Genomic DNA, 25,031 nt, shown 5'->3' with positions numbered 1-25,031 from the left:
CGGGCGTCACCGCCGGGGCCCGGGGGCTCACCCCCGGGGCGGGACGTCGGTGCCGCGGACCCAGGGCTTGATGTCCAGAACGGGGGTGCCGTCGACGAGGTCGACGCCGTAGAAGTGGATGACGTTGCCGTCGATCTCGGCCACGCGGACCAGGCTCATGCCCAGCCGGCTGGGGCGGTTCGGCGAGCGGGTGGAGAAGACGCCTCGGCGTTCGCCGGTGCCGGTGAGGCCGCGCGGGACGCAGCGCAGCTCGGCGGCCTCGTCCTCACGCTGGGAGTGCAGCCAGGTCACCAGCCAGATGTGCGGGCAGTTCTCCAGGCCCGACAGGCCGTCGGCGTACCGTTCGTAGACCACGAGGCTGGCTCGCTCGCCGAAGTTCTCGGTGGCCTGCGGGGGCGCGACCTCGGGCCGGTCGTAACCGGTCACCACGTAACCGATGGGCTGCACCTGGACCGGCGGCAGATCGTCCCGGCTGGTGGTCTGTTCGGGCACCATCTCGACCTCGATTCGCTTCGATCTCGATACGGAGCGCGCCTGGCGGGCCGCCGGCGGCCCCTCGCGCGCCGGACGTCTCACACCGGCGGGCGTCCCCGCTCCCCGCGCGCCACCGGCCTGTTTGACCTGCTTCTTTGCACCGTTGACCCCCGTTCGAAGGCTCGCGCATACTACACGAAGCCTACTGACCGATCTTTCAGGATCGACGACGCCGCCGGAGGAGCCGCCTCGTCGCGCGACGGTCGGCGGCGTCCGGGCGCCAGAGTCGACAGGAGGCCCGCCCATGAGACTGTCCCCACCCCTCGCCGAGCCGCCGGGCATCGCGGCCGCGGTCGCGTGGCTGCCGCCGGGGCGCCACACGATCGAGGACGCGCTGGCGGGCGGCCTGGACGAGCGGATGGCCGCGCGCCTGGGCTACCGCAGCCTGTGCGAGAGCGCGGACCACTCCGCCCCCGAGATGGCCGTCCTGGCCGCGCAGAAGGCACTGGCCGATGCCGGCTGGGACGGCGACCAACTCGGGATGGTCGCGCATTCGTGGCTATACCACCAGGGGCACGACTTCTGGTCGCCACCGCACTACGTCGCCCACCAGGTGGGCGCCCGCAACGCGCTGCCCGTCGGCGTCCAGCAGACCTCCAACGGCTGCGTCGCCGCGCTTGAGGTCGCCGTCACCCGCATGATCGCCGACCCGGACGTCGACCGCGTGCTGGTCACCACCGCCGACCGCTTCTCGCTGCCAGGCTTCGACAAGTGGACCAGCGACTTCGACGTCGCGTACGGCGACGGCGCCACCGCGCTGCTGCTCGACCGCGCCGGGGGGCCCTACCGGCTGTTGTCGATCGTCTCCATGAACGCGCCGGAGTTCGAGCTGCTGCACCGGGGGGACGACGCGTTCAGCGCGGCGCCGCTGGCGCACTCGGCGCCGATCGACGTCCGCCGCACCAAGCAGGCGTTCCGGAACACCGGCGGCATCCCCCTGTTCGGCGCCACGCTGCACACGTCGGTGCAGCAGGCGGTGCGGCAGGCGATCGCCGAGTCCGGGCTGACCCCCGAGGACCCGCGGCTGCGGTGCCTGACGCTGCCGCGCATCGGCGCCGAGCCGCTGGCGCGGTTCTTCACCCCCGCGCTGGAGGAGCTGGGGCTGCGCCACACCGAGATCCTGGAGCTGGGCCGCGACACCGGCCACCTGGGCGCGGGCGACTCGGTCGCCAACCTCGCCGATCTGGACGCCGGCAACGTCCTGGCGCCGGGCGAGGTCGCCCTGCTGCTCAACACCGGCAATGGGTTCACCTGGTCGTGCATCGCGGTCCGGCGTGAATAAGGGGTACCCCTGTGCGGCGGCGCCGCGCTTGAAGCGCCGGGCCGGGCGAAAGAAGATGCTTTTCTCGGCAGTTCTCCCGGCCCGGGGGCTCGATGTCGGAAAACCATAGAACGTCACGTATCGCGCGATATTCATAAACGTTGTGTTTTCCCCGGCCCCACCGGCGAACGGCCCGGGAATCGGCCGCCGAGAGGGCGGTGAACGGGCGCCAGACGACAGGAGGCCCGCCCATGAGACTCTCCCCACCCCTCGCCGAGCCGCCGGGCATCGCCGCCGCGGTCGCGTGGCTGCCGCCCCGGCGGCACACCATGGCCGACGCGATGGCGCAAGGGCGGGTCGACGAGCAGATGGCCGCGCGCCTGGGCTACCGCCAGGTGGCGGAGAGCGCCGACCACTCCGCGCCCGAGATGGCGGTGCTGGCCGGCCAGAAGGCGCTGGCCGAGGCGGGCTGGGACGGCGAGGAGCTCGGGATGGTGGCCCACTCGTGGCTGTACCACCAGGGACACGACTTCTGGTCGCCACCGCACTACGTCGCCCACCAGCTCGGCGCCCGCAACGCGTTACCCGTCGGCGTCCAGCAGACCTCCAACGGCTGCATAGCCGCCCTGGAAGTCGCCGTCACCCGCATGATCGCCGATCCGGCCGTCGACCGCGCACTGGTCACCACCGCCGACCGCTTCGCGGCCCCCGGCTTCGACCGCTGGGGCAGCGACTTCGACGTCGTCTACGGCGACGGCGCCACCGCGCTGCTGCTCGACCGCGCCGGAGGGCCCTACCGGCTGCTGTCCGTCGCGTCGGTCAGCGCGCCGGAGTTCGAGATCCTCTACCGCGGCGACGACCCGTTCAGCCCGGCCCCGCGCTCCCACTCCAGCACGATCAGCGTCCGCCGCTCGAAGCTGGCGTTCCGGGCCTCCGGCGACATGCTGCGCTTCGTCGCCACCGTGCGCCAGTCCGTCAAGAAGGCCGTGCTGCGGGCGCTCGCCGACGCCGGCCTGACGCCGGAGGACCGGCGGGTGCGGCTGCTGACGCTGCCCCGCATCGGCTCGGGCGCGCAGGCGGAGCTGTTCAAGGTGCCGCTGGAGGAGACCGGCCTGCGGCACGCCGAGGTGATCGACCTGGGCCGCGACACCGGCCACCTGGGCGCCGGTGACTCCATCGCCAACCTCGCCGACCTGGACGCCGGCAACCGGCTCTCCCCCGGAGAGGTCGCCCTGCTGCTCAACGTGGGCAACGGCTTCACCTGGTCGTGCATGGCGGTCCGCCGCGAGTGACCGGCCGCCGCCCCTGACTCCCATCCAGTTCCGTCGCAGTCCATCCGTTCGGTAGATGTGGGGCTCTGCCCCCCGGTCAAGGAGGAAGTCGCGTGGCACAGCGCGCAGATGTACTGGTCGTCGGCGCCGGGGTGACCGGGCTGACCACGGCCGTGTGCCTGGCGGAACAGGGGCTCGCGGTCCACATCCAGGCGATCGACCCTCCGCGGCGCACGACCTCCGCCGTCGCCGCGGCCGTGCTCGGCGGCCCGGCGATCGCCGACCCCGCCGAGGCCCCGAACTGGGCCCCGTACGAGACGACGCTGCGCTGGCACCGGACGAGCCTGGAGGAGTTCGGCGCGCTGGCCGAACGCCCGGAGACGGGCGTTCGGATCACCCCGGGCCGGTGGGCCAGCAAGGCGGAGATCCAGGACACCACCTGGACGCGGAGCCTGCCCGGCTACCGCGACTGCTCCCCCGAGGAGCGCGCGGGGTTCCCCGTGGCGTTCTGGATGTCGCTGCCGATCGTCGACATGCACCGCTACCTCGACCACCTGACCGGCAGGTTCACCGCCGCCGGCGGCACCATGACGACCGGCCGCGTCGGGTCGCTCCGGGAGGCGGCGGCCGAGGCCCCCGTGGTCGTCAACGCCACGGGCGCGTACGCCCACCACTTCGCGGCCGACCCGAAGGTCGTCCCCGTGCGCGGGCAGCACGTGATCGTCGAGAACCCCGGCCTGGAGACGTACTTCTTCGAGTTCAGCAGGGGCGCGGCCACCACCCACTTCATGCCGCACGGCGACCGGCTGATCCTCGGCGGCAACGCCGGCCGGGGCGACTGGAGCCTGGAGCCCGACCCCGCCCAGACCGAGCAGATCATCGCCCGGTGCGCCGCCGTCGAGCCGCGCATCGCCGACGCGCGGGTGCTCGGCGTGGAGGTCGGCCTGCGCGCCGCCCGTCCCGAGATCCGCCTGGAGGAGGAGGTCGTCGAGGGCGCCCGCGTGATCCACAACTACGGGCACAGCGGCGTCGCCGTCGGCATGTCATGGGGCTGCGCGCGCGAGGTGGAGCAGCTCGTCCTGCGCACCGTGCGCACCTAAGCAAGCCAGAAGGAGTCTGTCGTGCCCACCGTTTCCCACGCCTCACGCCCGGCCCCGGCCGGCGCGGGCGTACCCGCGGGCGTACGGGCGAAGGCCCGATGAGCGCCGTCACCGCCCAGGAGCGCAACGGCCTGGAAGCCCTGTCCCCCGGCGCCACCGCGCTGCTGAGGACCCTGGACGCCACCTTCGAGGGCTGGGGCACCGCCACCGGCGCCGCGCCGATGATCATGCCGCCGCTGCTGCCGGTCGCGTCGCTGGCGAAGCTGGACTTCTACGACAACTTCCCGCACCAGGCGATGCTGGCCTGCGCCCTGGACCTCGATCGGCGCGACGCCACCCCCGGAGCGCGGCCGTCGGTGTTCGCCCCCGGGGTGCTGGAGCCCGCGGCGCTCGGGCTGCCCTCGGCCGCCTGCTTCGCCGTCTACCTGTACCACGAGGGCGCGCGGCTGGCCGGGGACACCGCCGTGACCGTGCTCGGCCGGTGCTTCCGGCGCGAGGAGTTCTACGAGGGGCTCAGCCGCCTGCTCGGCTTCCACATGCGGGAGGTCGTGGCCCTCGGCTCGCGGGAGTTCGCCCAGGCCCACCTCGACCGGTTCGCGGAGCGGATCGCCGCCTTCGGCGCCGCGCTCGGCCTGCCGATGCGCAAGGAGGCCGCGAGCGACCCGTTCTACGACCGGGGCGGCCAGCGGGCGCTGCTGCAGCGGCTCTCCCCGGTCAAGTACGAGTTCCTCGTGGACGACCTGGCCATCGCCTCGGTCAACGTCCACCGGAACTTCTTCGGCGAGCGCTGCGACATCCGTCTCGACGCCACCGGCGAGCCGGTCTTCACGAGCTGCGTCGCCTTCGGGCTCGAACGGTGGCTGTCGGTACTACTCCCCCGGCACGGCACCTGGGAGGCCGCCGTCGAGGCGGTCCTGCGGGCGGCCGGCGAGGTCGCCGGCACCGGGGCGATTGCGGATGGAGGGTCACGATGATGCACCCGGCTCTCGACGAGGTGAAGGCCTGGATCCTGGCCCGCAACCCCGAACTGCCCGACATCAGCCCGTACGAGGACCTGATCGAGGGGCGCCTGGTGCGCTCCCTCGGCCTGATGGAGTTCCTGGCCCTGCTGGAGCGGCTCAGCGGCAGGACCATCGACATCGGCACCCTGCACATCGACGACATCCGCTCGCTGCACAGCATCAACCGCGCCCTGTTCAGCGAGAGCACGGCGCCCCTGCCCTGATCCGCGCTCCCAGACGACGATCGCCCCCGTCCCCCGGCACCGTGCGACGCCGGTGCCGGGGGACGGGGGCGATCGCGGCGGCGCCGCGGCCGTCCGGGCCGCCGCGGTCAGGAACCCTGGGCGGCGTCGGGGCCGGTGCCGGTGGGGTTGAAGCTGGAGGGGTCGATCAGCGGGTAGACGTCGAACTGCAGGTGCGAGCCGACCGGGCTGTCGTACAGCACCTTCATGAGGTGCTCGTGCGAGTCGACCTCGTAGATGTTCAGGCCCGCGGAGGCCCCCACGAGGATCCACCGGTGCTTGAGCACACCCTTGTCGACCATCTCCTTGGTGTACTTGAAGCCCTCGGCCAGGCGCTCGTTGAACTCGTCCACGCTGATGCCGATGGGTGCCTTCTTCGCTATGACGGCGAACAGCGCCATCTGCTCCTCCTCCTGGTCGCTTACCGCTCGCGGGTCCGCCCCGCGGGCGGCCGTCTTGGATGGGGCCCGGCTAGCGCGTGGTCAGCGCCCCGCCGTTCACGTTGATGACCTGGCCGGTGATGTGCCGGGCGCCCGGCGAGGCGAGGAAGCGCACCAGGCCGGCGACGTCCTCGGGGTAGCCCGCGCGCCCGTTCATGGTCTCGGCGACCCGGGCGTCGTGGAACTGCTGGCTCGCGCGGTCGCGGAAGAACTCGGTGTCGGCGATGTAGCCGGGGGCGACCACGTTGGAGGTGATGTCGCGGGGGCCGAGCTGCCGGGCCAGGAAGATGTTCCACGAGCCCATGCCGGCCTTGGCCGCGCCGTAGGACCCCGCGCCGCGGTCGGCCGCGAACGAGCCGATGTGCACGACGGCGCCGCCGGGGGCCAGCAGCCTGTCCAGCGCCGCCGTGGTGAGCACCGCGCCGAGAAGGTTGGCCTCCAGGTTCTCGCGCCAGCTCGCGGCCAGCGTCCGCAGGTCGCCGGAGCCCGCGCCGGGACCGGGCTGCGAGGCGAGCCCCGCGGCCCCCAGGCGCTGCCCGTCGCCCGGCAGCGGCACGTCCAGCTCGCGGTTGCCGCCCGCGTTGTTGACCAGCACGTCGACGGCGCCCGGCACGCGGTCGCGCAGCGCCTCTATCTGGTCGGGGTCGGTGGCGTCGCACACGACGCCGCTCACCGTGTCGCCCAGCTTCGCGCACGCCTCTTCGAGGATGTTCTCGCGCCGGCCGGTGATGACGACACGCGCGCCGTCGGCGGCGAAGGCCGAGGCGACGGCCAGGCCGATGCCGGTTCCGCCACCGGTGACAACAACCGTCCGGGTCATGTTGGACCTCTCTGTCTTCCGTTCAGGGACGTTCACGCCGACTGGTTCGACGGCTCCAGCTCCGAGGGGGCCGGCGGGCCGGGCTCGTCGGGCGGGGAGGGGGAGGGGCGGCGGGCGCGGTCGAACCGGACGCGGGCGAACACGCCCACGACGAGCACCGGCAGGGTGACCGCGGCCGCGATCCCGAAGAGCAGGCCGAACTCGCCGGCCGCGGCCAGCCCGCCCACGGCCGCCGTGGCGATCGCCGCGCCGGTGAACACCGCCGAGGCCACCAGGGAGGCCGCGGTGCCGCGCACCTCCGGCGCGGCGGCCTCGATCACCCAGGCCTGCAGCGTGGACTGCGCGACGGCGAGCGCCGCGCCGGACAGCAGGCTGGCGGCGAGCAGCCCGGGCACCGACTGGCTGAGCGCCGGCACCAGGTAGCCCGCGAACAGCAGGGCGCAGCCGCCGCCGAACAGCGCGGCGGCCGGCACGCGGGCGTCCAGGAACCGCATGAGGACCCCGCCGCCGACCGCGCCGAGGCCGTAGGAGCCGGTGACCACGCCGGTCAGCCACACGCTGTTGCCGTCGGCCTGGAGCGCCGCGCTGAAGAAGTTGTAGAAGCCCACCATCGCCGCCCCCTCGACCAGGGCGAAGACCGTGAGGAACCGGAACCACCCGCCGTCGAAGACCGACCGGACCCGGTCGAGCGCCATCGGGCGGCCGGCCCGCGGGGTCAGCGTCTCGGGCAGGCGCCCGTACAGGACGGCGAGCACCGCCGCCGAGACCGAGACGAGCAGGATGGCGGCGCGCCAGCTCAGCAGGTCGGTCAGCACGCCGGCGCTGACGGTGCCCGCGCCCACGCCCAGGGCGGAGATGGACATCAGCACGGCCATCGCCCGCCGGCGCCGTTCCATCGGCACCCGGTCGCCCACGTAGGCGACGGTGACCGGGACCAGAGCCGCAGCGAACGCGCCGGCGACCGCCCGGCCGGCGATCAGCGTGCCCACGTTGGGGGCCAGCGCCGCCAGCAGGTTGCCGGCGAACAGCCCGGCGAGGCCGATGCGCATCACCCGCACCCGCCCGATGGCGTCCGACAGGATGCCGTAGACCGGCTGCATCACGCCGAACAGCAGCAGGTACGCGGTGAGCGCGAGGGTCACCGTCCCGAGGCCGGCGCCGAAATGCGCGGCGACCGGGACCAGCAGGGGTGTGATCAGGATCAGGTCGACGTCGATGAGGAACCAGCCCGCGTACACGGTGCCGAGGCTGCTCTTCTCACGCGTTCGCTGGGACATCGCATTCCTCACTGGGCGGGATCGACTTCGGCGTGCCGTGATCCGGGCCGTCACGCCGTACGCGCGCGCCCCGCCTGGGCCGGTGTCCGCGTGAAGCGGTCACGCGGGCCGCCTCGACGGCCGGAACCCCTGGAATCCTTCTGCACGGATTCTGCTGGGCCGCCTATTCTCCCGGCAAGCGTTCACGCCACACCCGGCTCCGAACCTATGGTCACCCCTGTCCACCCGTTAAATACTCATTCACCGCCAAAGCGCCACAATCACTACTACCAACCCCTTAATGCGCAGCAGTTGAGCATTTTCGGAGATGTGGCTATATGACCACGGGCACAGGATGGCCATAGATGGTGGGCGCCCATATTCTCCGTCAGGCCCCGCCACTGCCCGCGGCCACGCGCGGCCCGCCGGACGCGTGGGACCGGTCAGCACGAGGGGGAGATCCGATGCCGGTAGACGGCCGCGCGAAAGCACCCGACCGCGACCCCCGAGCCGAACGCACCGCCACGCGCCGCCACGCCGCCCTCGCCGCCGTCGACTCACCCGGGCCGGCGCGCACCCCCGCCGGCCGCGAGCACCCGCCCAAGGCCGCCCGTTCCCATGCGGGCGGCGCGGGCGAGCACGCGATCGTGCCGGTCGGAGCCCTGTCGCTGGGCGACTCCCCCCGCCTGCGCGGCGAGAACGCCGAGCACACACGGCTGCTGGCGCAGTCGGACACCGAGATGCCGCCCATCCTGGTGCACCGCGCGAGCATGCGGGTCATCGACGGCGCCCACCGGCTGCGCGCCGCCATCCTGCGCGGCGACCGGCAGATCCGCGTGCGGTTCTTCGACGGCGAGTGCGACGAGGCGTTCGTCCTGGCCGTCGAGACCAACATGGCGCACGGCCTCCCGCTCTCCCTGGCCGACCGCGAGGCCGCCGCCGCCCGCATCGTCGTCTCCCATCCGCAGTGGTCGGACCGTGCCATCGCCTCGGTCACCGGCCTGTCGGCCAAGACGGTCAACACCATCCGCCGCGAGACCGACACCGGCCTGCCCGAGCTGCGCAGCCGCGTCGGCAGGGACGGCCGCGTCCGCCCGCTCACCAGCGCGGACGGCCGCCTGCGGGCCTGCGAGCTGTTCACCCGATCCCCCGACGCCTCGCTCCGCAAGGTCGCCGAGCAGGCCGGCATCTCGCTGGGCACGGCGCGCGACGTGCGCAGGCGCATGGAACGCGGCGACGACCCCATCCCGCCGCAGCAGCGCGCACGCGGCGAGCGCCGCGAACCGCCCACGGTCGAACGGCAGCTGCGCCGCGCGGCCGTCGCCGGGCGGGTGAACCCGTGCAGGGACCCGGAGACGATCCTGCACCAGCTGCAGCGGGACCCCTCGGTGCGCTTCACCGACTCCGGCCGGCACCTGCTGCGGTGGCTGAACGACCACATGAGCGGCGTCCGGGGCTGGGAGTCCCTCGGCGACACGATGCCCACCCACTGCGCCTACATGATCGCCGACCTCGCGTGCGCGGTCGCCGAGGAGTGGCTGGAGTTCGCCGAGCACCTCAGGCGGCGCGCCGAGAGCACCGCCTGACCGGCGGATCACGCTCCGGAGGAGCCGTCCGCGTGGAGAATGGGGCTCCGTCTCACTCACGGAGCTGCCATGCGCGCAAAGCTGTCGTACGCGGACGCCGCCAGGCTTCTCGGCGGCGGCGGGCCCGTCCTCGAAGCGCTCGACCGGGTGACCGGCGGCCTGCTGCTGGCCGCGACCGGCGGCGGCAGCGAGCTGGCGCTGAGCCTGTTCGACGCCAAGGGCGAGCTGGCCCGGCTGAGCCACCAGCTGGTGAGCGGGCTCGGCGAGCGGATGCGCGGGCTCAGCCGCTTCGACCGCACCGACCGTCTCGCGGCCGCGCACAGGGTGCTCGTGCTCACCGCGTTCTTCGACGCCGTCCACGAGGTCCCGCTGCCGTTCGACGCGTCGCGGCTGCGCCTGACCAAGGCCGAGCAGGTCGGCCTCGGCGCGGGCGAGGCCGCGCCCTCCTCCCGGCTGCGCGCGCTCGCCGGCATCCTGCTCGGCAGCGACATCCCGCTGCACTCCCCGCGCGACAACCCGACGACGGCGGGCGACGAGCTCCGCCTGTTCTACCGGTCGCTCGCCGGCGACCTGCTCGGGTTCGTCAAGGGCCTGGCCGTGTGGGACACGCTGCCGCCGGCCGACCGCGAGCGGTTCGCCGAGGCGCTCGCCGAGACGGTGCCCGGCGTCGCCCTGCGGCGCTACGAGGAGCTGTTCACCCGCCTGGCGGTGGAGTTCCCCGAGGTGGCGTTCTGGACCGGGCGGCAGGACCACGAGGCGACCCGGAGGGAGGTGCGCCGGCTGTCCACCGGCATGGAGGGGCTCGGGCGCGTTCTCGACGACATCGCCACCGGCCGCCGTCCCGACGACCGCCGGCGGGCGCTGTCGCGGGCCTACCGCGCGCAGCTCGAACGGCCGATCGTCACCACGGGCGACGCCCCGGAAGGGCTGGTCATCCCGCCGCTGGGCGGCGCGTACGTCAACCCCGGCTTCCGGGTGGCGCCCGTCATCAGGTCCGACCGCCTCGACGAGGAGTCGTGGTGGGCCGGCAACGCCGTCCGCGACGACCTGCAAAGCTTCCTGATCGGCCACCTGACTTCCCCGCTCGCGGTGGAGTGCCCGCTGATCGTGCTCGGCCAGCCGGGGTCGGGCAAGTCGGTGCTGACCAAGGTGCTGGCCGCGCGGCTGCCGCCCAGCGACTTCATGGCCGTGCGCGTGCTGCTGCGCGAGGTCCCCGCCGACACCGACCTGCAGTCGCAGATCGAGTACGCGGTCAGGAACGCCACCGGTGAGAGCCTGTCGTGGCCCGAGCTCGCCCGCGCCGCCGGCGACGCGCTGCCCGTCGTCCTGCTCGACGGGTTCGACGAGCTGCTCCAGGCGACCAACATCGGCCAGAGCGACTTCCTTGAGCAGGTGGTGCGGTTCCAGGAGCGCGAGGCCGACCAGGGACGGCCGGTCGCCTTCGTCGTCACCAGCCGCACCGCCGTGGCCGACCGGGCGCGCATCCCTCCCGGCGGGGCGGTCGCGGTGCGGCTGGAGCCGTTCACCGGCGAGCAGATCGAGCGGTGGCTGACGGTGTGGAACGGCGCCAACGCGGCCTACCTGGCCGGGCGCGGGCTGCTGCCGCTGTCCCCGGCGGCGGTCTCGCGCCAGCCCGACCTGGCGTCACAGCCGCTGCTGCTGCTCATGCTGGCCCTGTACGACGCGGCCGACAACGCCCTGCAGCGCGACGGCGAGAGCCTCGACCCGGCCGACCTGTACGACCGCATCCTCGTGCGGTTCGCCGAGCGGGAGATCCTCAAGTCCTCCCCCGGGATGCACGGCGACCCGCTGCGCGCGGCCGTCGAGGAGGAGCTGCTGCGGCTGTCGGTCACCGCGTTCGCCATGTTCAACCGGGGGCGGCAGTGGGTCTCGGAGGAGGAGCTGGACGCCGACCTGACCGCGCTGCTCGGCGCGCAGCCCAAGCGACCGGTGGCGACCTTCGGCGTGCCGTCCACGCCGGCGCAGATCGTCGTGGGCCGGTTCTTCTTCGTCCACCAGGCCCAGGCGATCCGCGACGACCGTCGGCTGACGACGTGCGAGTTCCTGCACGCGACGTTCGGCGAGTACCTGGTGGCCCGGCTGATCGCCCGCGAGCTGGCCGACCTGGTCGCGGTCATCGAGGTCGCGACGTCCCGCACCCGCGTCACCGCCGACTCCGGCTTCCTGCGCGCCCTGCTCTCCTTCGCCCCGCTGACGACCCGCGGGCCGATCATGGGCTTCCTCGCCACCCTCTGCGGGCGGTTCGGCCCCGCGCGCACCGCCTCGCTGCGCGGGCTGCTGCTGACGTACTTCGGGGCCTCACTGCGCGCCGCCAAGGACGTCACGCACGCCGACTACGAGCCGGTGCGCCTGCACCCTCCCGGGCGCCACGCGGCGTACTCGGCCAACATGGTGCTGCTGCTCACGCTGGTGGGCGCCCCGGTCGCGGGCCACGAGCTGTTCCCGTCCTCACGCTTCCCGGCCTCCGACTGGCGCCGGTGCGCCCTGCTGTGGCGCTCGCAGTTCAGCGGCGAGGGCTGGCGGGGCCTGGCGGCGGCCGTCCGGCTGGAGCGGGTGTGGCATGACGACGAGCGGGACGTGGTCATCAGCATGGGGCCGTGGACCGCACCACGACTGGACCCCTTCTGGTCGCAGAGGATGCTCAGCGGGTCGCACTCCCCGCACCTGGGCGGGTGGCGCCGGATCATGAGCCGTGACCTTCGCCGGGAGAGCTACTTCACCTGCGACATCGGCGAGGACCTCGCCTGGCACGGCCTGGAGCCGTTCGTGTACCTGCCGGACATCCCGGAGTTCGCCCACGAGCACGGCGAGGCGGTCACGGAGTTCTCCTCGCGGCCCGACGGCCGGGCGAGGTCGACGGCGCACGCTCTGCTGAGCCTGTGGCTCACCTCCTGCGGCGACTTCACCGCGGAGGAGCTGGCCGCGGCGTACCGCGTATCCCTGGACGTCGTCGACAGCAGCCGGCCCTCCGACGAGGCCGTCAGCCGGTACGCCTACTTCGCCATGGTGCTGCGGCAGCTCGCGGCGGACGCCGGACGGCTGTCCGCCGGGCAGCGGGCGCGGCTGCTCAGGCAGCTCCGGGACAACGTCGATCTGGACCTCCTGCTGAACAACCACCCCGAGGCGGAGCCGTGGGAGCGGCAGGCGTTCGGCGACCTCGACTACCCGGGGGCGCGTGCGGAGCCCGGGCCGGTAGGTTGAGCGGATGGTTGCGGCTGCTCCGTCGGGGACGGCGGGATCGGAGGCGGCCCGGCTGGGCTGGCTGGACACGCTTCGCGGCATCGGGGCGATGGCGGTGGTGGCCGAGCACATGCTGCCGTGGGTGGTGCCGGGGCTGCGGCCGTACTGGTTCAACCTCGGCGTGTACGGGGTGCTGGTCTTCTTCCTGGTGAGCGGCTACATCATCCCCACCTCGCTGGAGCGGCACGGGGACGTCCGCGCCTTCTGGGTGAGCCGGCTGTTTCGCCTCTACCCGCTGTACCTGGCGGTCGCCGGCCTGGTGCTGGCGCTGGCCTGGTGGGTGCCGGTGCGCGAGGCCGTGCCGCGCGACGTGTCGGCGGTGGCCGCGCACGCCACCATGCTGCTGGACGTCGTGAACGTCGGCGGCATCGTGGACACCATGTGGACGCTCTCGTACGAGATGCTCTTCTACCTGCTGGTCACCGCGATGTTCACCGCGCGCGTCCACCGCCACAGCGGCACGGCGGCGGTCTTCTTCGGCGCGGTGGCGGTCGCCACCGGGGTCGCCGTCTCCTCGCCGTGGGTGACGGGGCCCTGGGTCGCGGTGGGTTCGTGCGCGGTGTTCCTGGCGGGCATGGCTTGCCTGGTCTCGGGCAGGCTGCGCACGGCCGCCGCCGCCGCGCTCGGGCTGATGGCGCTGGCGCTGCTCCTGCTGAGCAGTCGCATCCCGTGGTTCGGGGCCGCCGTGCTCGCGGTGATGTTCGCCGGGACGGCGATCCGCCGCTGGGAGGAGGGGTCGGGGTCGCTGTGGCCGGTCGCGGCCGCCGCGGCGCTCGTCGTGGTGAGCCCGGTGTGGGCCGTCCAGGCGGGGTGGTGGTGGGTGCAACCCGGGGTCTGGACCACCACGATCGCGCTCGCCGCCGCGACCTTCGCCGCGGCGATGGCCGTGCGCCGCCGCCGCATGCCGCGCTTCCTGCTCTGGCTCGGCGTCGTCAGCTACTCGATCTACCTGCTGCACCATCCGCTGCTGAGGTACTTCGTCGTGGTCACCGGCGACCTGCGCTGGTCGCCGCCGTGGGTCCAGGCCGCGGCGGCGCTGGCGATCCTGGGGCTCGTCCTGGGCGCGAGCCTGCTCGCGTACCGCTTCGTCGAGAAGCCCATGCAGGAGAGGGGCCGCCGCCTGGCCCGCCGCCTCGCGACCACCCCCCGCCCCGAGACCGGTCGCTCCGTGCGGAGCGGCACGACGGCACCGTGACCACCGCGCTCGGCGACTGACCGTCCCCTGACGTCCGCCTGATGCCCGCCGACCGCTTTCCACCAGGTCAGAGCGGTTACGAAGGGCCGGGCCCGCACAGTAACCCCAATTCCCTACCTGTTTGGTTGACTTTGTGATCGGCCCCACCTACCGTGGAAGCATGACGACCACGGTCCTGTTCATCCGGGGTCACGTGGACTTCTGCCGCGTGGCCAGCGCGCTGTGTACGCCGTTCCAGGAACGCCTCGACCCTCATACTTCTCTCCTGGAAGGACCGAAACAGTGTCATCCATCGTCACCACCCCCGTAGCGGGACGCATAGGCGCCGAGATCTCCGGCGCACGGCTCGGCGGCGACCTCCCGGCGGACGTCGTCGGCGAGATCCGCCTGGCGCTCCTCCAGCACAAGGTCGTCTTCTTCCGCGGCCAGGACCACCTGGACGAGCGGGGCCAGGTCGCCTTCGCCCGCCTGCTGGGCGAGCTGACCACCGCGCACCCGACCGTGCCCGCGCTGGACGACGAGGCGCACATCCTCGACCTCGACTACCGCCGCGGCCAGAAGGTCGACCGCTGGCACACCGACGTCACGTTCGTCGACCGCCCACCGGCGGCGTCCGTGCTGCGCGCCGTCACCGTGCCCTCGGCCGGCGGCGACACGCTGTGGGCCAACACCGTGACGGCCTACGAGCACCTGCCCGCCGAGCTGCGCGAGCTGCTCGACCGGCTGCGCGCGGTGCACACCAACCAGTACGACTACGCGCAGGTCGCCAGCGACGACGACCCCGAGCGCGCCCGCGCGTACGCCGAGGTCTTCGCCTCGACCGTGTTCGAGACCGAGCACCCGGTGGTCCGGGTTCACCCCGAGACGGGCGAACGCTCGATCCTGCTCGGCGACTTCGCCAAGCGCCTGGTCGGCCTCTCCAGCACGACCTCGGCCTCGGTGATCAAGCTGATCCAGGACAACGTCACCCAGGTGGAGAACACCGTCCGCTGGCGCTGGGCCCCCGGCGACGTGGCGATCTGGGACAACCGCGCCACCCAGCACCGAGTCGTCCACGACTTCGGCGACCGCCCCCGCCGCCTCCACCGCGTCACCATCGCCGGCGACATCCCCGTAGGCGTGGACGCCCGCCCCAGCACCGCCCTCACCGGCGACGCCCGCGCGTACACCCCCGTCGCAGCCTAGGATCCGGCCCTGATCGCCTCACCGGCAGAGACGATCAGGCCCGGGTCGTGAGCTCCGCCACCCTGTGACGCCCACCCTCCGGCTCCGACCGGAGCTCCGACCGCCCCATCGGCCGGGGCGCACTCATACGAACAGGTCTTCGGCCTCCTCGGCGTTCGCGGCCCGCTTGATCCATTCATCGAGCTGCCACACATCCGTACACGCCAGCACGCGATCCCGTACCTCAACCGAGGGCCAGATCCCCCGCCCCGACAGGATCAGGATGACGGCCTCGGCCTTACCCTCGACCTTGCCTTCTGCCTTGCCTTCGATCCGGCCTTCCGCCTTACCCTCGGCCCTGCCTTCCGCCTTACCTTCGGCCTTGCCGTGGGCGACGTACTTCTTGGCGAAGTCGCTTTGGTACTCATATGTTCCCGCTGCCATTAATACCTCCATATGCTTTCGAGCCACTTCAGGAAGCGTCATCAGCACGAAATCAGCGTACAGCCGGGCCCGGTCTTCGTCGACGCTCGCCAAGCCGTCCAGCAACGCCTCCAGAATCGGCGGCGCGTCGAGGCCGCCGCCATGGGCCACGGCGGAGAGAACCGCCAGTTCCGGCGCACGCGCGGCCTCGCCCGGATCGACCACGACGGGAACCGCCTCCGGACCGGCGACCGGAGGGGCGAGCCTCCACCCTGGGTGACCCATGTCGATCGACTTCGCACACCACGCGGCGGTCGTGGCATCGGTGCAGATGACGAGCAGGATCGCCGGGCACTTCACCCGGGCGCGCATCGAGGCCAGGTACACGGGCCAGCTCCAGCGCTTGCGCGGATCGCGATGCCGCTGCACTTCCACCACGACGGCGAGGACGGGATCGCCGTCGGACAGGACGACGACCGCGTCCGCCTGGTACTCCACCGGCGGGCACTCGGTCAGGTCTCCCGGCGCGAGCACCGCCTTCTCGTAGGCCGGCACCGCGACTCCCAGCGCCTTTCCCAGTAATTCGGCCGCCAATTCGGAACGATTCCTGAAGAGGAGGATCATTGCTTCGTGCTCTTGCGACGGCATGGCAGGGAGATTACTGCCACACACAAACCACCGGCAAAGGAATGCTCAAATCGACTTCTCCGCCAAACCCATATACGGATATGCCATCTACATAATATTCAAAGACAGATATACGATTCGGCCGACATAGCCGGAATGCGAAGGACCGGCCGTCCTCGGGACGGCCGGTCCTTTCTTGCCGGGGTCAGCAGACCGGGGTTGTCCAGAGGGGGGCGGGGTGGGGGGTGGCGTAGCGGGAGGCCGAGTCGAGCCCGCCGCGCTCGGCGATCCGCGCCGGCCGCTGGTGGTGCCGGACGTCGGCGACCAGGGCCGGGTCGGCGCGCGGGTGGCGCCAGGCGGCCTCGTGGTGGCCGGCCCCCATGAGGAAGGCGTTGAGGTGCGGACGTCGTGCGGCCGTCAGGTGGTCCTCCAGGTGGAGAAGCGGCGTTCCACGCCGACGAGCAGCAGGTTGAACAGCAGGCCGAGCACGGAGATCGCGATGATCCCCGCGTACATGTCGTGGATGCGGAAGCTGGACTGCGACTCGTTGATCAGGTAGCCCAGCCCGGCCTTGGCGCCGACCATCTCCGCGAACAGCAGGACGAGGATGGAGTAGGCGCCGGCCAGCCGGACGCCGGTGAAGATCGTCGGGACGGCCGCGGGCAGGATGACCTTCTGGAACAGCCTGACCGGGCCCAGGCCCATCGACCGGGCCGACTTGACGAGCAGCGGCTCCACCGTCTTCACGCCGCTGACGGTGTTGAGCAGGATCGGCCAGGAGCAGGCGTACAGCACGAAGACGATCTTCGAGGTCTCGCCGAGGCCCAGGATGAGGATGAACACCGGCAGCAGCGCCACCGCCGAGGTGTTGCGGAACAGCTCCAGCAGCGGCGTGAGGAGGTCGGCCACGGGCTTGTACCAGCCGATGAGCAGGCCGAGCGGGATCGCCAGCGCGATGGCCAGGCCGAACCCCGACAGCGAGCGCACCAGGGAGGCCTGGACGTGCTCGTACAGCCGGCCGCTCACCAGCAGGTCGTACCCGGCCGCGAGGTCCTCGGAGAACGGCGGCAGGAACACCGGGTCGACGACCCCGAGCCGGGGCAGCGCCTCCCAGACCGCCAGCAGCGCCACCACCGCCGCCGACTTGCGCACCACCCGTCCGGCCAGGCGCCACGCCCTCCCGGCCACGGCCCGTGCGCGGGCCCGCGCCGGCGCGGCGTCCGGCCGGGCCCGGCCGGCGCCGTGCCCGCCGGGGGGACGCCCCCGGTCGCTCAGGTCCGCCGGTTCCTCGGGGGCGGCGTCGTCGTCGGGGAGGTCGTACCAGTGCCGCTCCCCCGGGTGGTCCTCGGACGCCGGCCCGCCGGCCCGCGCCGGGGCGGGCGCCGTCAGCGCGCCCGGCGTCGTGGTGGTGAGTCCGAGATGTGTGTCAGCCACCGGAGGTCGCTCCCTTTCGGTCCAGTACCTGTGCCGCCGCCACCTCGTCGCGCAGCAGCGTCCACACGTGGTGGCGGTACGCGCCGAACGCGGGGTCGGCCCGCAGGTCGCCCTCGCGCGACTCGAAGCCGACGGAGACGATCTCCTTGATCCGTCCGGGTCGGGAGGTCATGACGGCCACCCGCTGCCCCAGGTAGACGGCCTCGTCGATGCCGTGCGTAATGAAGATGATCGTCTTGCCGGTCTTCTGCCAGATGTGCAGCAGCTCCTCCTGGAGCGACTCGCGGGTCTGGGCGTCCAGCGCGGCGAACGGCTCGTCCATCAGCAGCACGTCGGGGTCGTAGGCGAGGCTGCGGGCGATGGCCACCCGCTGCCGCATGCCGCCCGACAGCTCGTGCGGGTAGCGGCGCTCGAAGCCGGACAGCCCCACCAGGCCGAGGTAGTGCCGCGCCCGCTCCTCCCGCTCCCGCCTCGGCACGGCCTTGGCCTCCAGCCCGAAGGCGACGTTGGCGACGGCCGTGCGCCAGGGGAACAGCGCGTACTGCTGGAAGACGACCCCGCGGTCCAGGCCCGGCCCGGTGACCGGGACGCCGTCGATGAGGATCTCGCCGGCGGTCGGGGCGGTGAGGCCGGCGACGAGGTCGAGCAGCGTGGACTTGCCGCAGCCGCTGGGCCCGACCAGGGTGAGGAACTCCCCCTCGCGGACGTCGAGGTCGACGCGGTCGAGCGCGCGGAACGGGCCGCCGGCGTCCCTGACCGGGAAGGTCTTGCCCACCCGCCTGACGCGGATCTTCGTGCGCGTGGCCTGGGCGACGGCGGTCACGACGCCCTCCCTTCCGGGCGGCGGCGGTGCTCACGGCGTCCGCCGGCCGCTCCCACGCGGCGGCCGGTCCCGGCGCGGCTGTTCATGAGACGCTCCCGTTCGCGTAGGGGTTGAACCTGTTGGTGTACAGATCGGCGGGGCTCACCTGTCCGGGCCGGATCTCGCCCTCGCGCTCCAGCCATTTGATCCAGGTCTGGAACTCCCGGTCGGCGATCACACCGCCCTTGCCGGCGACGCCGCCGCTCTTCCAGAAGCCGGCCGTCCCGGCGTCCTCGTTGCGCCCGCGCTCGGCGATGATCCGCTGGAACGCGGCGACGACCTCCTCCCGGGGGCGGCTCTGCGTCCACTCGACGGCCCTGGCGAACCCCGCCACGAACTTCCTCGTCGTGGTGGGGTTGCGCTTGATGAAGTCGTCGCGCAGCACGACGGAGCCGGCCGTGAACGGGCCGAACAGCTCGACGTCGGTGAACAGCGGCCGCAGGCCGCCGCGCTCCAGCGCCTTGTCCTTGAGCACCCCGCCGAGGGTGCCCACGTCGAGCCGGTGCTGGCGCAGGGCCTGCTCGGTGTTGACGGGCGGCACGACGACCAGCTCCACCTGGTCGATCTCGGCCGGCGTCAGGCCGCCGCGCTTGAGGTACTCCTTGATCACGGCCTCGTGGTGCGCGCCGAGGGTGTTCACCGCGATCTTCTTGCCGATGAGGTCGCGGGCCGTCCTGATCGGGCTGTCCTCGGTGACGTAGTACCCGCTGAAGCTCTTCTCGTCGGAGCCGTAGTAGCCGATCACCGCCGTGATGGGCGCCCTGGCCGCCTTGAGCTTGATGACGGCGCCGTTGAACGCGCCGCCGAAGTCGATCTGCCCGGTGGCGACCGACTGGATGTCCTGGGGACCGGAGATGGTGTCGCCGACCCACCTCAGCCTGACGCCGTCGAGGAAGCCGAGCTCCTGCGCCAGCTCGGGGAAGGAGACGGCGCCGACGCTGCCCTGGTAACGCAGCTCGGTCACCTCGCCCTCACCCGGAGCGGCGGAGCCCTCGGCTTGGCCGCAGGCGGCCAGAAGGGTCGTCAGCAGGAGGATCGGCAGGGCACGTGTGATTCTGATCACGAAAAGGGTCCTCGCGGATAGCGGCGTGCTCGCGGTCGGCACGCCGGCCGGAAGAGGTCACATGGAGAGGTCGCGGGCGCACGGCCCGCGCGAGAACCCGCGGAGGATGAAGCCCGGCTCGACGCCGGCCACCCGCGCGGGAACACCGGACGGCTCCCCCTGATGCGGGAACCGGCGGAAGATCCGCGATCAACGACACTGCGCGCTGACGACGTGCCCGAAGTCGACGTGCGCGCGCCTGGTCAGGTAGCACCCCTGGCTCATGGCTCAACGCTAGAAGTGCCGGCCCCGCAAGTCAACATTTCCTACCAAATATACATGAATTATCGCCGACGGCACCGCGCTCCCCGGAGGCGGCCGCGGCATCCCGTGCCACTTCAGCACATCCGGGGTGGTTGGCCGATGCAGGTTAGTCTAGCCTTACCTAAGTTTGGTCATATGCATACGGTCCGGAGGGAGCGCGGGTGGGCGGGTCGGGACGGGACGTCCTGCGGGAGGCGATCGGCGGGCAGCGGCGGGACGTCGTGTTCGGGTCGCTCCTGGGGGCCGGGCACCAGGCCGGGGAGGCGCTGGTGCCGGTCCTGATCGGCGTCGCCGTCGACCAGGGCGTGGCGAAGGGGGACGTGGGCGCCCTGCTGCGCTGGCTGGCCGTGCTCGCCGTGGTCTACGTGGGGCTGTCGTTCGGCTTCAGGTTCGGCGCGCGCGCCGGGGAGCGGGCCGCCGAGCAGGCCGCCCACGAGCTCCGGCTGCGGATCGTCGCCCGGGTCACCCACCCCGGCGGCGGGGCCGAGGCCGGGCGGCTGCCGGGCGCGCTGGCCACCATCGCCACCGAGGACGCCAAGCGGGTCGGCGCGGTCGCCATGGCGGTGCTGTCGGGCGTCTCGGCGGCCATCGGCCTCCTGGTCGGCGCCGTCGTCCTGCTGACCACGTCGGTGACGCTCGGCCTGATCGTGCTGCTGGGCACGCCCGTGCTGCTGTGGCTCGGGCACCTGCTGAGCAAGCCGCTGGAGCGGCGCAGCGAGGCCCAGCAGGAGCGCGCCGCGCACGCCTCGGGCGTGGCGGCCGACCTCGTGGCCGGGCTCCGGGTGCTCAAGGGCATCGGCGCGGAGGCCGCGGCGGTCGCCCGGTACCGGCGCACCAGCCGCGACTCGCTCACCGCGACGATGGGCGCCGCGCGCGCCGAGGCGACGCAGAACGGCATGGTGCTCGCGCTGACCGGCTGCTTCATCGCGCTGGTGGCGCTCGTCGGCGGGCGGCTCGCGGCCCAGGGCGACATCAGCCTGGGCCAGCTCATCTCCGCGGTCGGCCTCGCCCTCTTCCTGCTCGGGCCGCTGGAGGTCTTCTCCTGGGTGAACGCCGAGCTGGCCCAGGGACGGGCGTCGGCGGCGCGCATCGCGCAGGTGCTGTCCACGCCGGTCGCCGTCGCGGGCGGCGGTGTGCCGCTGCCCCGGCCGGTGCGGGGCGAGATGCGGCTGCGCGGCGTCGGCCACGGCGGCCTGCGCGACGTCGACCTGACCGCCGCCCCGGGCGAGGTGCTCGGCGTGGCCGCGACCGACCCCGCCGACGCGGCGGCGCTGCTGCGCTGCCTCAGCAGGCAGGCCGACCCCGACACCGGCACCGTCGAGCTGGACGGCGTCCCGCTGACCGACCTCGACCCGGCCGAGCTGCGCACGGCGGTGCTGGTGGCCGAGCACGACGCCGACCTGTTCGAGGGCACGCTGCGTGACAACGTCGCCGCCGCCGCCCCGGCGGACGCCGACCTCGCGCCCGCGATGGCGGCGTCCGGGGCCGACGAGGTCGCCCGCACGCTGGCGGGCGGCGTGGACGCCGAGGTCAGCGAGGGCGGCCGCTCGCTGTCGGGCGGGCAGCGCCAGCGCGTGGCCCTCGCCCGCGCCCTGGCAGCCGACCGGGCCGTCCTGGTGGTGCACGACCCGACCACCGCCGTGGACGCGGTCACCGAGGCCCGCATCGCCGACGGCATCCGCGCGTTCCGCCGGGGCCGCACCACCATCCTGGTCACCACCAGCCCCGCCCTGCTGTCCGCCACCGACCGCGTCGTCCTGATCGACGCCGGCCGCGTCGCCGACTCGGCCCCGCACGCCGACCTCGTCGCCCGCCACCCCGCCTACCGGGCCACGGTGCTGGCATGACGCGGGAGCTGCTGCCCACCGCGACACCCGCCCGCACCAGGGCGGCCGTCCTGGAGCTGCTGCGGCCGCAGCGGGGGCTCGCCTTCGCGGGGTTCGCGGTCATGGTCGGGGCCACGGCCGTCGGGCTGCTCACCCAGCCGCTGCTCGGGCACATCGTCGACCTGGTCGCCGACGGGCGCGCCGCCGAGGCGGTCACGACGCCCGTCGTGCTGCTGGTCGCCGTCGCCGTCGTCCAGGGGGCGGCCACGGTGGTGGGGATGTCGCTGATCTCCCGGCTCGGGGAGACCGCGCTCGCCCGGCTGCGGGAGCGCTTCGTCGAGCGCGCCCTGCGGCTGCCGCTGGAGCAGGTGGAGAAGGCCGGCTCCGGCGACCTCACCGCCCGCGTGACCGGCGACGTCTCCAAGGTCACCGAGGCGGTGCGGACGGCGATGCCCGAGCTGGCCCGCTCGACGCTGGCCATCATGCTGACCCTGGTGGCGCTCGCCGTGCTCGACTGGCGGTTCGCGCTCGCCGCGCTGCTGGCGGTGCCGGTGCAGGCGCACACCGCGCGCTGGTACGTGCGCAACGCCGTCCCGCTGTACGCAGAGCAGCGCGTCGCCAACGGCGCCCAGCACCAGCAGCTGCTCGACACCATCGGCGGCGCCGCCACCGTGCGGTCGTTCCGGCTGGAGGCCGCGCACGCCGCGCAGGTCACGCGGCGGTCGCGGGCGGCCGTGGACCTGACCATGCGGGGCGTGCGCCTGGTGCTGCGCTTCTACAGCCGCCTGCACCTGGCCGAGTACACCGGCCTCGCGGCCATCCTGGTGGTCGGCCTGCTGCTGGTCCGCGACGGGTCGGTGAGCATCGGCACGGCGACGGCCGCGGCCCTGTACTTCCACAGCCTGTTCACCCCGATCAACTCCGCCCTCGTCCTGCTCGACGACGCCCAGTCCGCCGGCGCGAGCCTGGCCCGCCTCGTCGGGGTCGCCGACCGTCCGGAACGGGACGAGCCGGCGGCACGCGGCGCCACGACCCGGGACGCCCTGCCGGACGGGGTGGCGGAGCACCGCGCGGAGCCCGTCCCGCGCCCGGCGCACGCCGGCGCCCCGGGTGAGGTCGTCGTCAGCGTGCGCGGCCTCGGGCACGCCTACGAGCCCGGGCGCCCGGTGCTCGCGGACGTGGACCTCGAACTGCGGGCCGGGGAGCGGGTGGCCCTGGTCGGGCCGAGCGGCGCGGGCAAGACCACGCTGGCCAAGCTCATCGCCGGCATGCACGAGCCGACCGCCGGCACGGTGCGCGTCGACGCCGCCGCGCCGCACGGGGTAGGAAGCGCGGTGGCCCTGGTCACCCAGGAGGTGCACGTCTTCGCCGGCTCGCTCGCCGACGACCTGCGGCTCGCCGCCCCCGAAGCGGGCGACGACGACCTGCGCGACGCCCTCGACCGGGTGGACGCGCTGGCCTGGGTGGAGGCCCTGCCGGACGGCCTGGCGACGGTGGTCGGGGACGGCGGCCACCGTCTGACCGCCGCGCAGGTCCAGCAGCTCGCCCTCGCCCGGCTCGTCCTGGCCGGCCCGCCGGTGGCCGTGCTCGACGAGGCGACGGCCGAGGCCGGCAGCGCCGGGGCGCGCGTCCTGGAGAAGGCGACCGAGCGGGCCATCGAGGGCCGCACGGCGCTGATCGTCGCCCACCGCCTCACCCAGGCCACCACCGCCGACCGCGTCGTCGTCATGGACGGCGGCCGCATCGTCGAGAGCGGAAGCCACGACGAGCTGCGCGCCGCCGGCGGCCGCTACGCCGCCCTGTGGGAGGCGTGGTCCGACAGCCGTGAGGGCGCCCGATGACCTGACGCCCACCGACCCCCGGCACCACACCCGATATCGAAGAACGTGAAGGACCCCCGATGCTCCGCTTCCTCCCCGGCACCCGGCTCGCCGTCGTGCTCGTCTCAACGCTGTTGGCCGGCGGCGTCGCCGCGTGCGGCTCCGACTCCGGCGGCGGCACCGCGGCGCCCGCCCCCACCGCCTCCGCCACCGCGGCCGGCGCCTTCCCGGTGACCGTCGAGCACAAGTACGGCAGCACCACCGTGACCGCCGAACCGCAGCGTGTCGTCACCATCGGCCTGACCGACCAGGACTCCGTGCTGGCCCTGGGCAAGGTCCCCGTCGGCACCACCGAGTGGATCGGCGGCTACAAGGGCGCCGTCGGCCCCTGGGCGGCGGACAAGCTCGGCGGCGCCGCCCCGCCGACCGTGCTCACCGACACCGGCACCGGGCCGCAGGTCGAGAAGATCGCCTCGCTCCGGCCCGACCTGATCCTCGCCCTGTACTCCGGGCTCACCAAGGAGCAGTACGACACGCTGTCGAAGCTCGCCCCGGTGGTGGCCCAGCCGAAGGAGTTCGCCGACTACGGCCTCCCGTGGCAGATGCAGACCCAGACCATCGGCAAGGTGCTCGGCAAGGAGGCCGAGGCCAAGGCGCTCGTCTCGGACGTGGAGGCGAAGCTCGCCGCCGCCAAGACCGAGCACCCCGAGTTCGCCCAGTCCGAGGCCCTGATCGCCACCCCGTACGAGGGCATCTTCGTGTACGGCGCGCAGGACGGCCGCACGCGCATCCTGTCGGCGCTGGGCTTCAACCTTCCGGCCGACCTGGACAAGGTCATCGGCGACGAGTTCGGCGCCAACATCAGCAAGGAGCGCACCGACCTGCTCGACACCGGCGCCGTCGTCTGGATCGTCGCCGACCCGGCGGCGGACGCGGCCAAGCTGCACGCGGACAAGGTGTACGGCGACCTGCAGGTCGTCAAGGACGGCCGCGAGGTCTTCGTCAAGGAGACCAGCGACTACGGCAACGCCCTCTCCTTCGTGAGCGTGCTGAGCCTCCCCTACACCGTGGAGCGCCTGGTGCCGCAGCTGGTGGCCGCGGTCGACGGCGACCCGTCCACCGAGGTGGCCCAGCCGGCCTCCTGACCGGCCCGGCACGCGAGACGGGCGGGCGCCCCCCCCCGGGGGGGCCGCCCGGGCGCCGGGGGGGGGGGGGGGGGCGCCCCCCCCCCCCCCCCCCCCGCCGCCGGCCCCGCCCCCCCGCGGGGGGCGCCCGCCCGTCTCGCATGGGCCGGGCGCGGGTCAGCCTCCCTGCCGCTCCACCAGGCTCTTGGGGCGCATGTCGGTCCAGTTGGCCTCGATGTGGTCCAGGCACTCCTGGCGGGTGCCCGGCCCGTGGACGGTGGTCCAGCCGGCCGGGATCTCCACGAACTCCGGCCACAGGCTGTGCTGGCCCTCGTCGTTGACCAGCACCACGTAGACGCCGTCGGGGTTCTCGAAGGGGTTGCTCATCTCGCCGTCTCCTGTCGTCGGTCTTTCGTCG

At 73.3% G+C, this 25,031-nt stretch carries 22 protein-coding genes; 12 read left to right on the top strand and 10 right to left on the bottom strand.

From position 1 onward, the window contains the following. Positions 1-27: 27 nt before the first annotated feature. A complete protein-coding gene (tsaA, locus tag PYR91_RS21610; RefSeq protein ID WP_279782208.1) occupies positions 28-492 on the bottom strand; it encodes a tRNA (N6-threonylcarbamoyladenosine(37)-N6)-methyltransferase TrmO in 465 nt (154 codons plus the stop codon). A 286-nt stretch (positions 493-778) separates the two neighbouring features. Between tsaA and PYR91_RS21605 the strand changes: the two genes are divergently transcribed. From PYR91_RS21605 to PYR91_RS21585, 5 genes are all read left to right on the top strand, one after another. Then, positions 779-1,816 (top strand): 3-oxoacyl-[acyl-carrier-protein] synthase III C-terminal domain-containing protein, encoded by a 1,038-nt coding sequence (locus PYR91_RS21605; RefSeq protein ID WP_279782206.1) that lies wholly within the window; start codon positions 779-781, stop codon positions 1,814-1,816. Positions 1,817-2,046: 230 nt separating this feature from the next. Beyond that, the gene (locus PYR91_RS21600) at positions 2,047-3,087 is read left to right on the top strand and encodes a ketoacyl-ACP synthase III family protein (RefSeq protein ID WP_279782205.1); all 1,041 of its coding nucleotides are present in this window, start codon (positions 2,047-2,049) and stop codon (positions 3,085-3,087) included. Between the two features lie 92 nt (positions 3,088-3,179). Continuing rightward, complete coding sequence (locus PYR91_RS21595; RefSeq protein WP_279782203.1) at positions 3,180-4,166, top strand: FAD-dependent oxidoreductase; 987 nt, start codon at positions 3,180-3,182, stop codon at positions 4,164-4,166. A 98-nt stretch (positions 4,167-4,264) separates the two neighbouring features. Continuing rightward, positions 4,265-5,140 carry a hypothetical protein gene (locus tag PYR91_RS21590; RefSeq protein ID WP_279782202.1) on the top strand — a complete coding sequence of 292 codons (876 nt, stop codon included), beginning with the start codon at positions 4,265-4,267 and terminating at the stop codon, positions 5,138-5,140. Beyond that, positions 5,137-5,391, top strand: a complete 255-nt coding sequence (locus PYR91_RS21585) for an acyl carrier protein (RefSeq protein ID WP_279782200.1) — start codon at positions 5,137-5,139, stop codon at positions 5,389-5,391. The genes PYR91_RS21590 and PYR91_RS21585 overlap by 4 nt, the downstream gene beginning before the upstream one ends. A 107-nt stretch (positions 5,392-5,498) precedes the next feature. On the opposite strand, the gene PYR91_RS21580 is transcribed toward PYR91_RS21585, so the two are convergent. The 3 genes from PYR91_RS21580 to PYR91_RS21570 form a co-directional block, all read right to left on the bottom strand. Beyond that, the gene (locus PYR91_RS21580; protein WP_279782199.1) at positions 5,499-5,810 is read right to left on the bottom strand and encodes a muconolactone Delta-isomerase family protein; all 312 of its coding nucleotides are present in this window, start codon (positions 5,808-5,810) and stop codon (positions 5,499-5,501) included. A 70-nt stretch (positions 5,811-5,880) separates the two neighbouring features. Next, a complete protein-coding gene (locus PYR91_RS21575) occupies positions 5,881-6,669 on the bottom strand; it encodes an SDR family NAD(P)-dependent oxidoreductase (protein ID WP_279782198.1) in 789 nt (262 codons plus the stop codon). A gap of 32 nt (positions 6,670-6,701) precedes the next feature. Further along, positions 6,702-7,946, bottom strand: coding sequence for an MFS transporter (locus tag PYR91_RS21570; protein WP_279782197.1), 1,245 nt, complete (start codon positions 7,944-7,946; stop codon positions 6,702-6,704). A 443-nt stretch (positions 7,947-8,389) separates the two neighbouring features. On the opposite strand from PYR91_RS21570, the gene PYR91_RS21565 reads away from it, so the two are divergent. The 4 genes from PYR91_RS21565 (at position 8,390) to PYR91_RS21550 (ending at position 15,152) form a co-directional block, all read left to right on the top strand. Continuing rightward, positions 8,390-9,511, top strand: a complete 1,122-nt coding sequence (locus PYR91_RS21565) for a ParB/RepB/Spo0J family partition protein (RefSeq protein ID WP_279782196.1) — start codon at positions 8,390-8,392, stop codon at positions 9,509-9,511. Between the two features lie 69 nt (positions 9,512-9,580). Beyond that, a complete protein-coding gene (locus PYR91_RS21560) occupies positions 9,581-12,733 on the top strand; it encodes an ATP-binding protein (protein ID WP_279782194.1) in 3,153 nt (1,050 codons plus the stop codon). Between the two features lie 4 nt (positions 12,734-12,737). Then, positions 12,738-13,967 carry an acyltransferase gene (locus tag PYR91_RS21555; protein ID WP_279782192.1) on the top strand — a complete coding sequence of 410 codons (1,230 nt, stop codon included), beginning with the start codon at positions 12,738-12,740 and terminating at the stop codon, positions 13,965-13,967. Between the two features lie 282 nt (positions 13,968-14,249). Continuing rightward, on the top strand, positions 14,250-15,152 hold the full coding sequence (locus tag PYR91_RS21550) for a TauD/TfdA family dioxygenase (RefSeq protein WP_279782190.1): 903 nt from the start codon (positions 14,250-14,252) through the stop codon (positions 15,150-15,152). Positions 15,153-15,275: 123 nt separating this feature from the next. Here the strand turns inward: PYR91_RS21550 and PYR91_RS21545 are convergent, their stop codons facing one another. The 5 genes from PYR91_RS21545 to PYR91_RS21525 form a co-directional block, all read right to left on the bottom strand. Further along, positions 15,276-16,202 carry a hypothetical protein gene (locus PYR91_RS21545; protein WP_279782188.1) on the bottom strand — a complete coding sequence of 309 codons (927 nt, stop codon included), beginning with the start codon at positions 16,200-16,202 and terminating at the stop codon, positions 15,276-15,278. A gap of 184 nt (positions 16,203-16,386) precedes the next feature. Continuing rightward, positions 16,387-16,563: a hypothetical protein gene (locus tag PYR91_RS21540; RefSeq protein WP_279782186.1), complete on the bottom strand. Its 177-nt coding sequence runs from the start codon at positions 16,561-16,563 to the stop codon at positions 16,387-16,389. A gap of 35 nt (positions 16,564-16,598) precedes the next feature. Then, positions 16,599-17,615: an ABC transporter permease gene (locus tag PYR91_RS21535; RefSeq protein ID WP_279782184.1), complete on the bottom strand. Its 1,017-nt coding sequence runs from the start codon at positions 17,613-17,615 to the stop codon at positions 16,599-16,601. Beyond that, positions 17,608-18,438, bottom strand: a complete 831-nt coding sequence (locus PYR91_RS21530; protein WP_279782182.1) for an ABC transporter ATP-binding protein — start codon at positions 18,436-18,438, stop codon at positions 17,608-17,610. Before PYR91_RS21530 ends, PYR91_RS21535 begins: the two co-directional genes overlap by 8 nt. 82 nt (positions 18,439-18,520) lie before the next feature. Next, positions 18,521-19,540, bottom strand: coding sequence for an ABC transporter substrate-binding protein (locus PYR91_RS21525; RefSeq protein WP_279782180.1), 1,020 nt, complete (start codon positions 19,538-19,540; stop codon positions 18,521-18,523). Between the two features lie 464 nt (positions 19,541-20,004). On the opposite strand from PYR91_RS21525, the gene PYR91_RS21520 reads away from it, so the two are divergent. Genes PYR91_RS21520 through PYR91_RS21510 form a run of 3 tightly spaced genes read left to right on the top strand, consistent with a single transcriptional unit; the run spans position 20,005 to position 24,634 of the window. Then, the gene (locus tag PYR91_RS21520; RefSeq protein ID WP_279782178.1) at positions 20,005-21,690 is read left to right on the top strand and encodes an ABC transporter ATP-binding protein; all 1,686 of its coding nucleotides are present in this window, start codon (positions 20,005-20,007) and stop codon (positions 21,688-21,690) included. After that, positions 21,687-23,510 (top strand): ABC transporter ATP-binding protein, encoded by a 1,824-nt coding sequence (locus PYR91_RS21515; protein ID WP_279782176.1) that lies wholly within the window; start codon positions 21,687-21,689, stop codon positions 23,508-23,510. Before PYR91_RS21520 ends, PYR91_RS21515 begins: the two co-directional genes overlap by 4 nt. Positions 23,511-23,569: 59 nt before the next feature. Beyond that, positions 23,570-24,634, top strand: a complete 1,065-nt coding sequence (locus PYR91_RS21510) for an iron-siderophore ABC transporter substrate-binding protein (protein WP_279782174.1) — start codon at positions 23,570-23,572, stop codon at positions 24,632-24,634. A 156-nt stretch (positions 24,635-24,790) separates the two neighbouring features. Here the strand turns inward: PYR91_RS21510 and PYR91_RS21505 are convergent, their stop codons facing one another. Continuing rightward, positions 24,791-25,000 (bottom strand): MbtH family protein, encoded by a 210-nt coding sequence (locus PYR91_RS21505; RefSeq protein ID WP_279782172.1) that lies wholly within the window; start codon positions 24,998-25,000, stop codon positions 24,791-24,793. Positions 25,001-25,031 lie beyond the last annotated feature (31 nt).

This window comes from Sphaerisporangium sp. TRM90804, assembly GCF_029846175.1.
Taxonomy (GTDB): domain Bacteria; phylum Actinomycetota; class Actinomycetes; order Streptosporangiales; family Streptosporangiaceae; genus Sphaerisporangium.
Note: the sequence above shows the minus strand (reverse complement) of the source record. Positions and strands in the feature narration are given on the sequence as shown.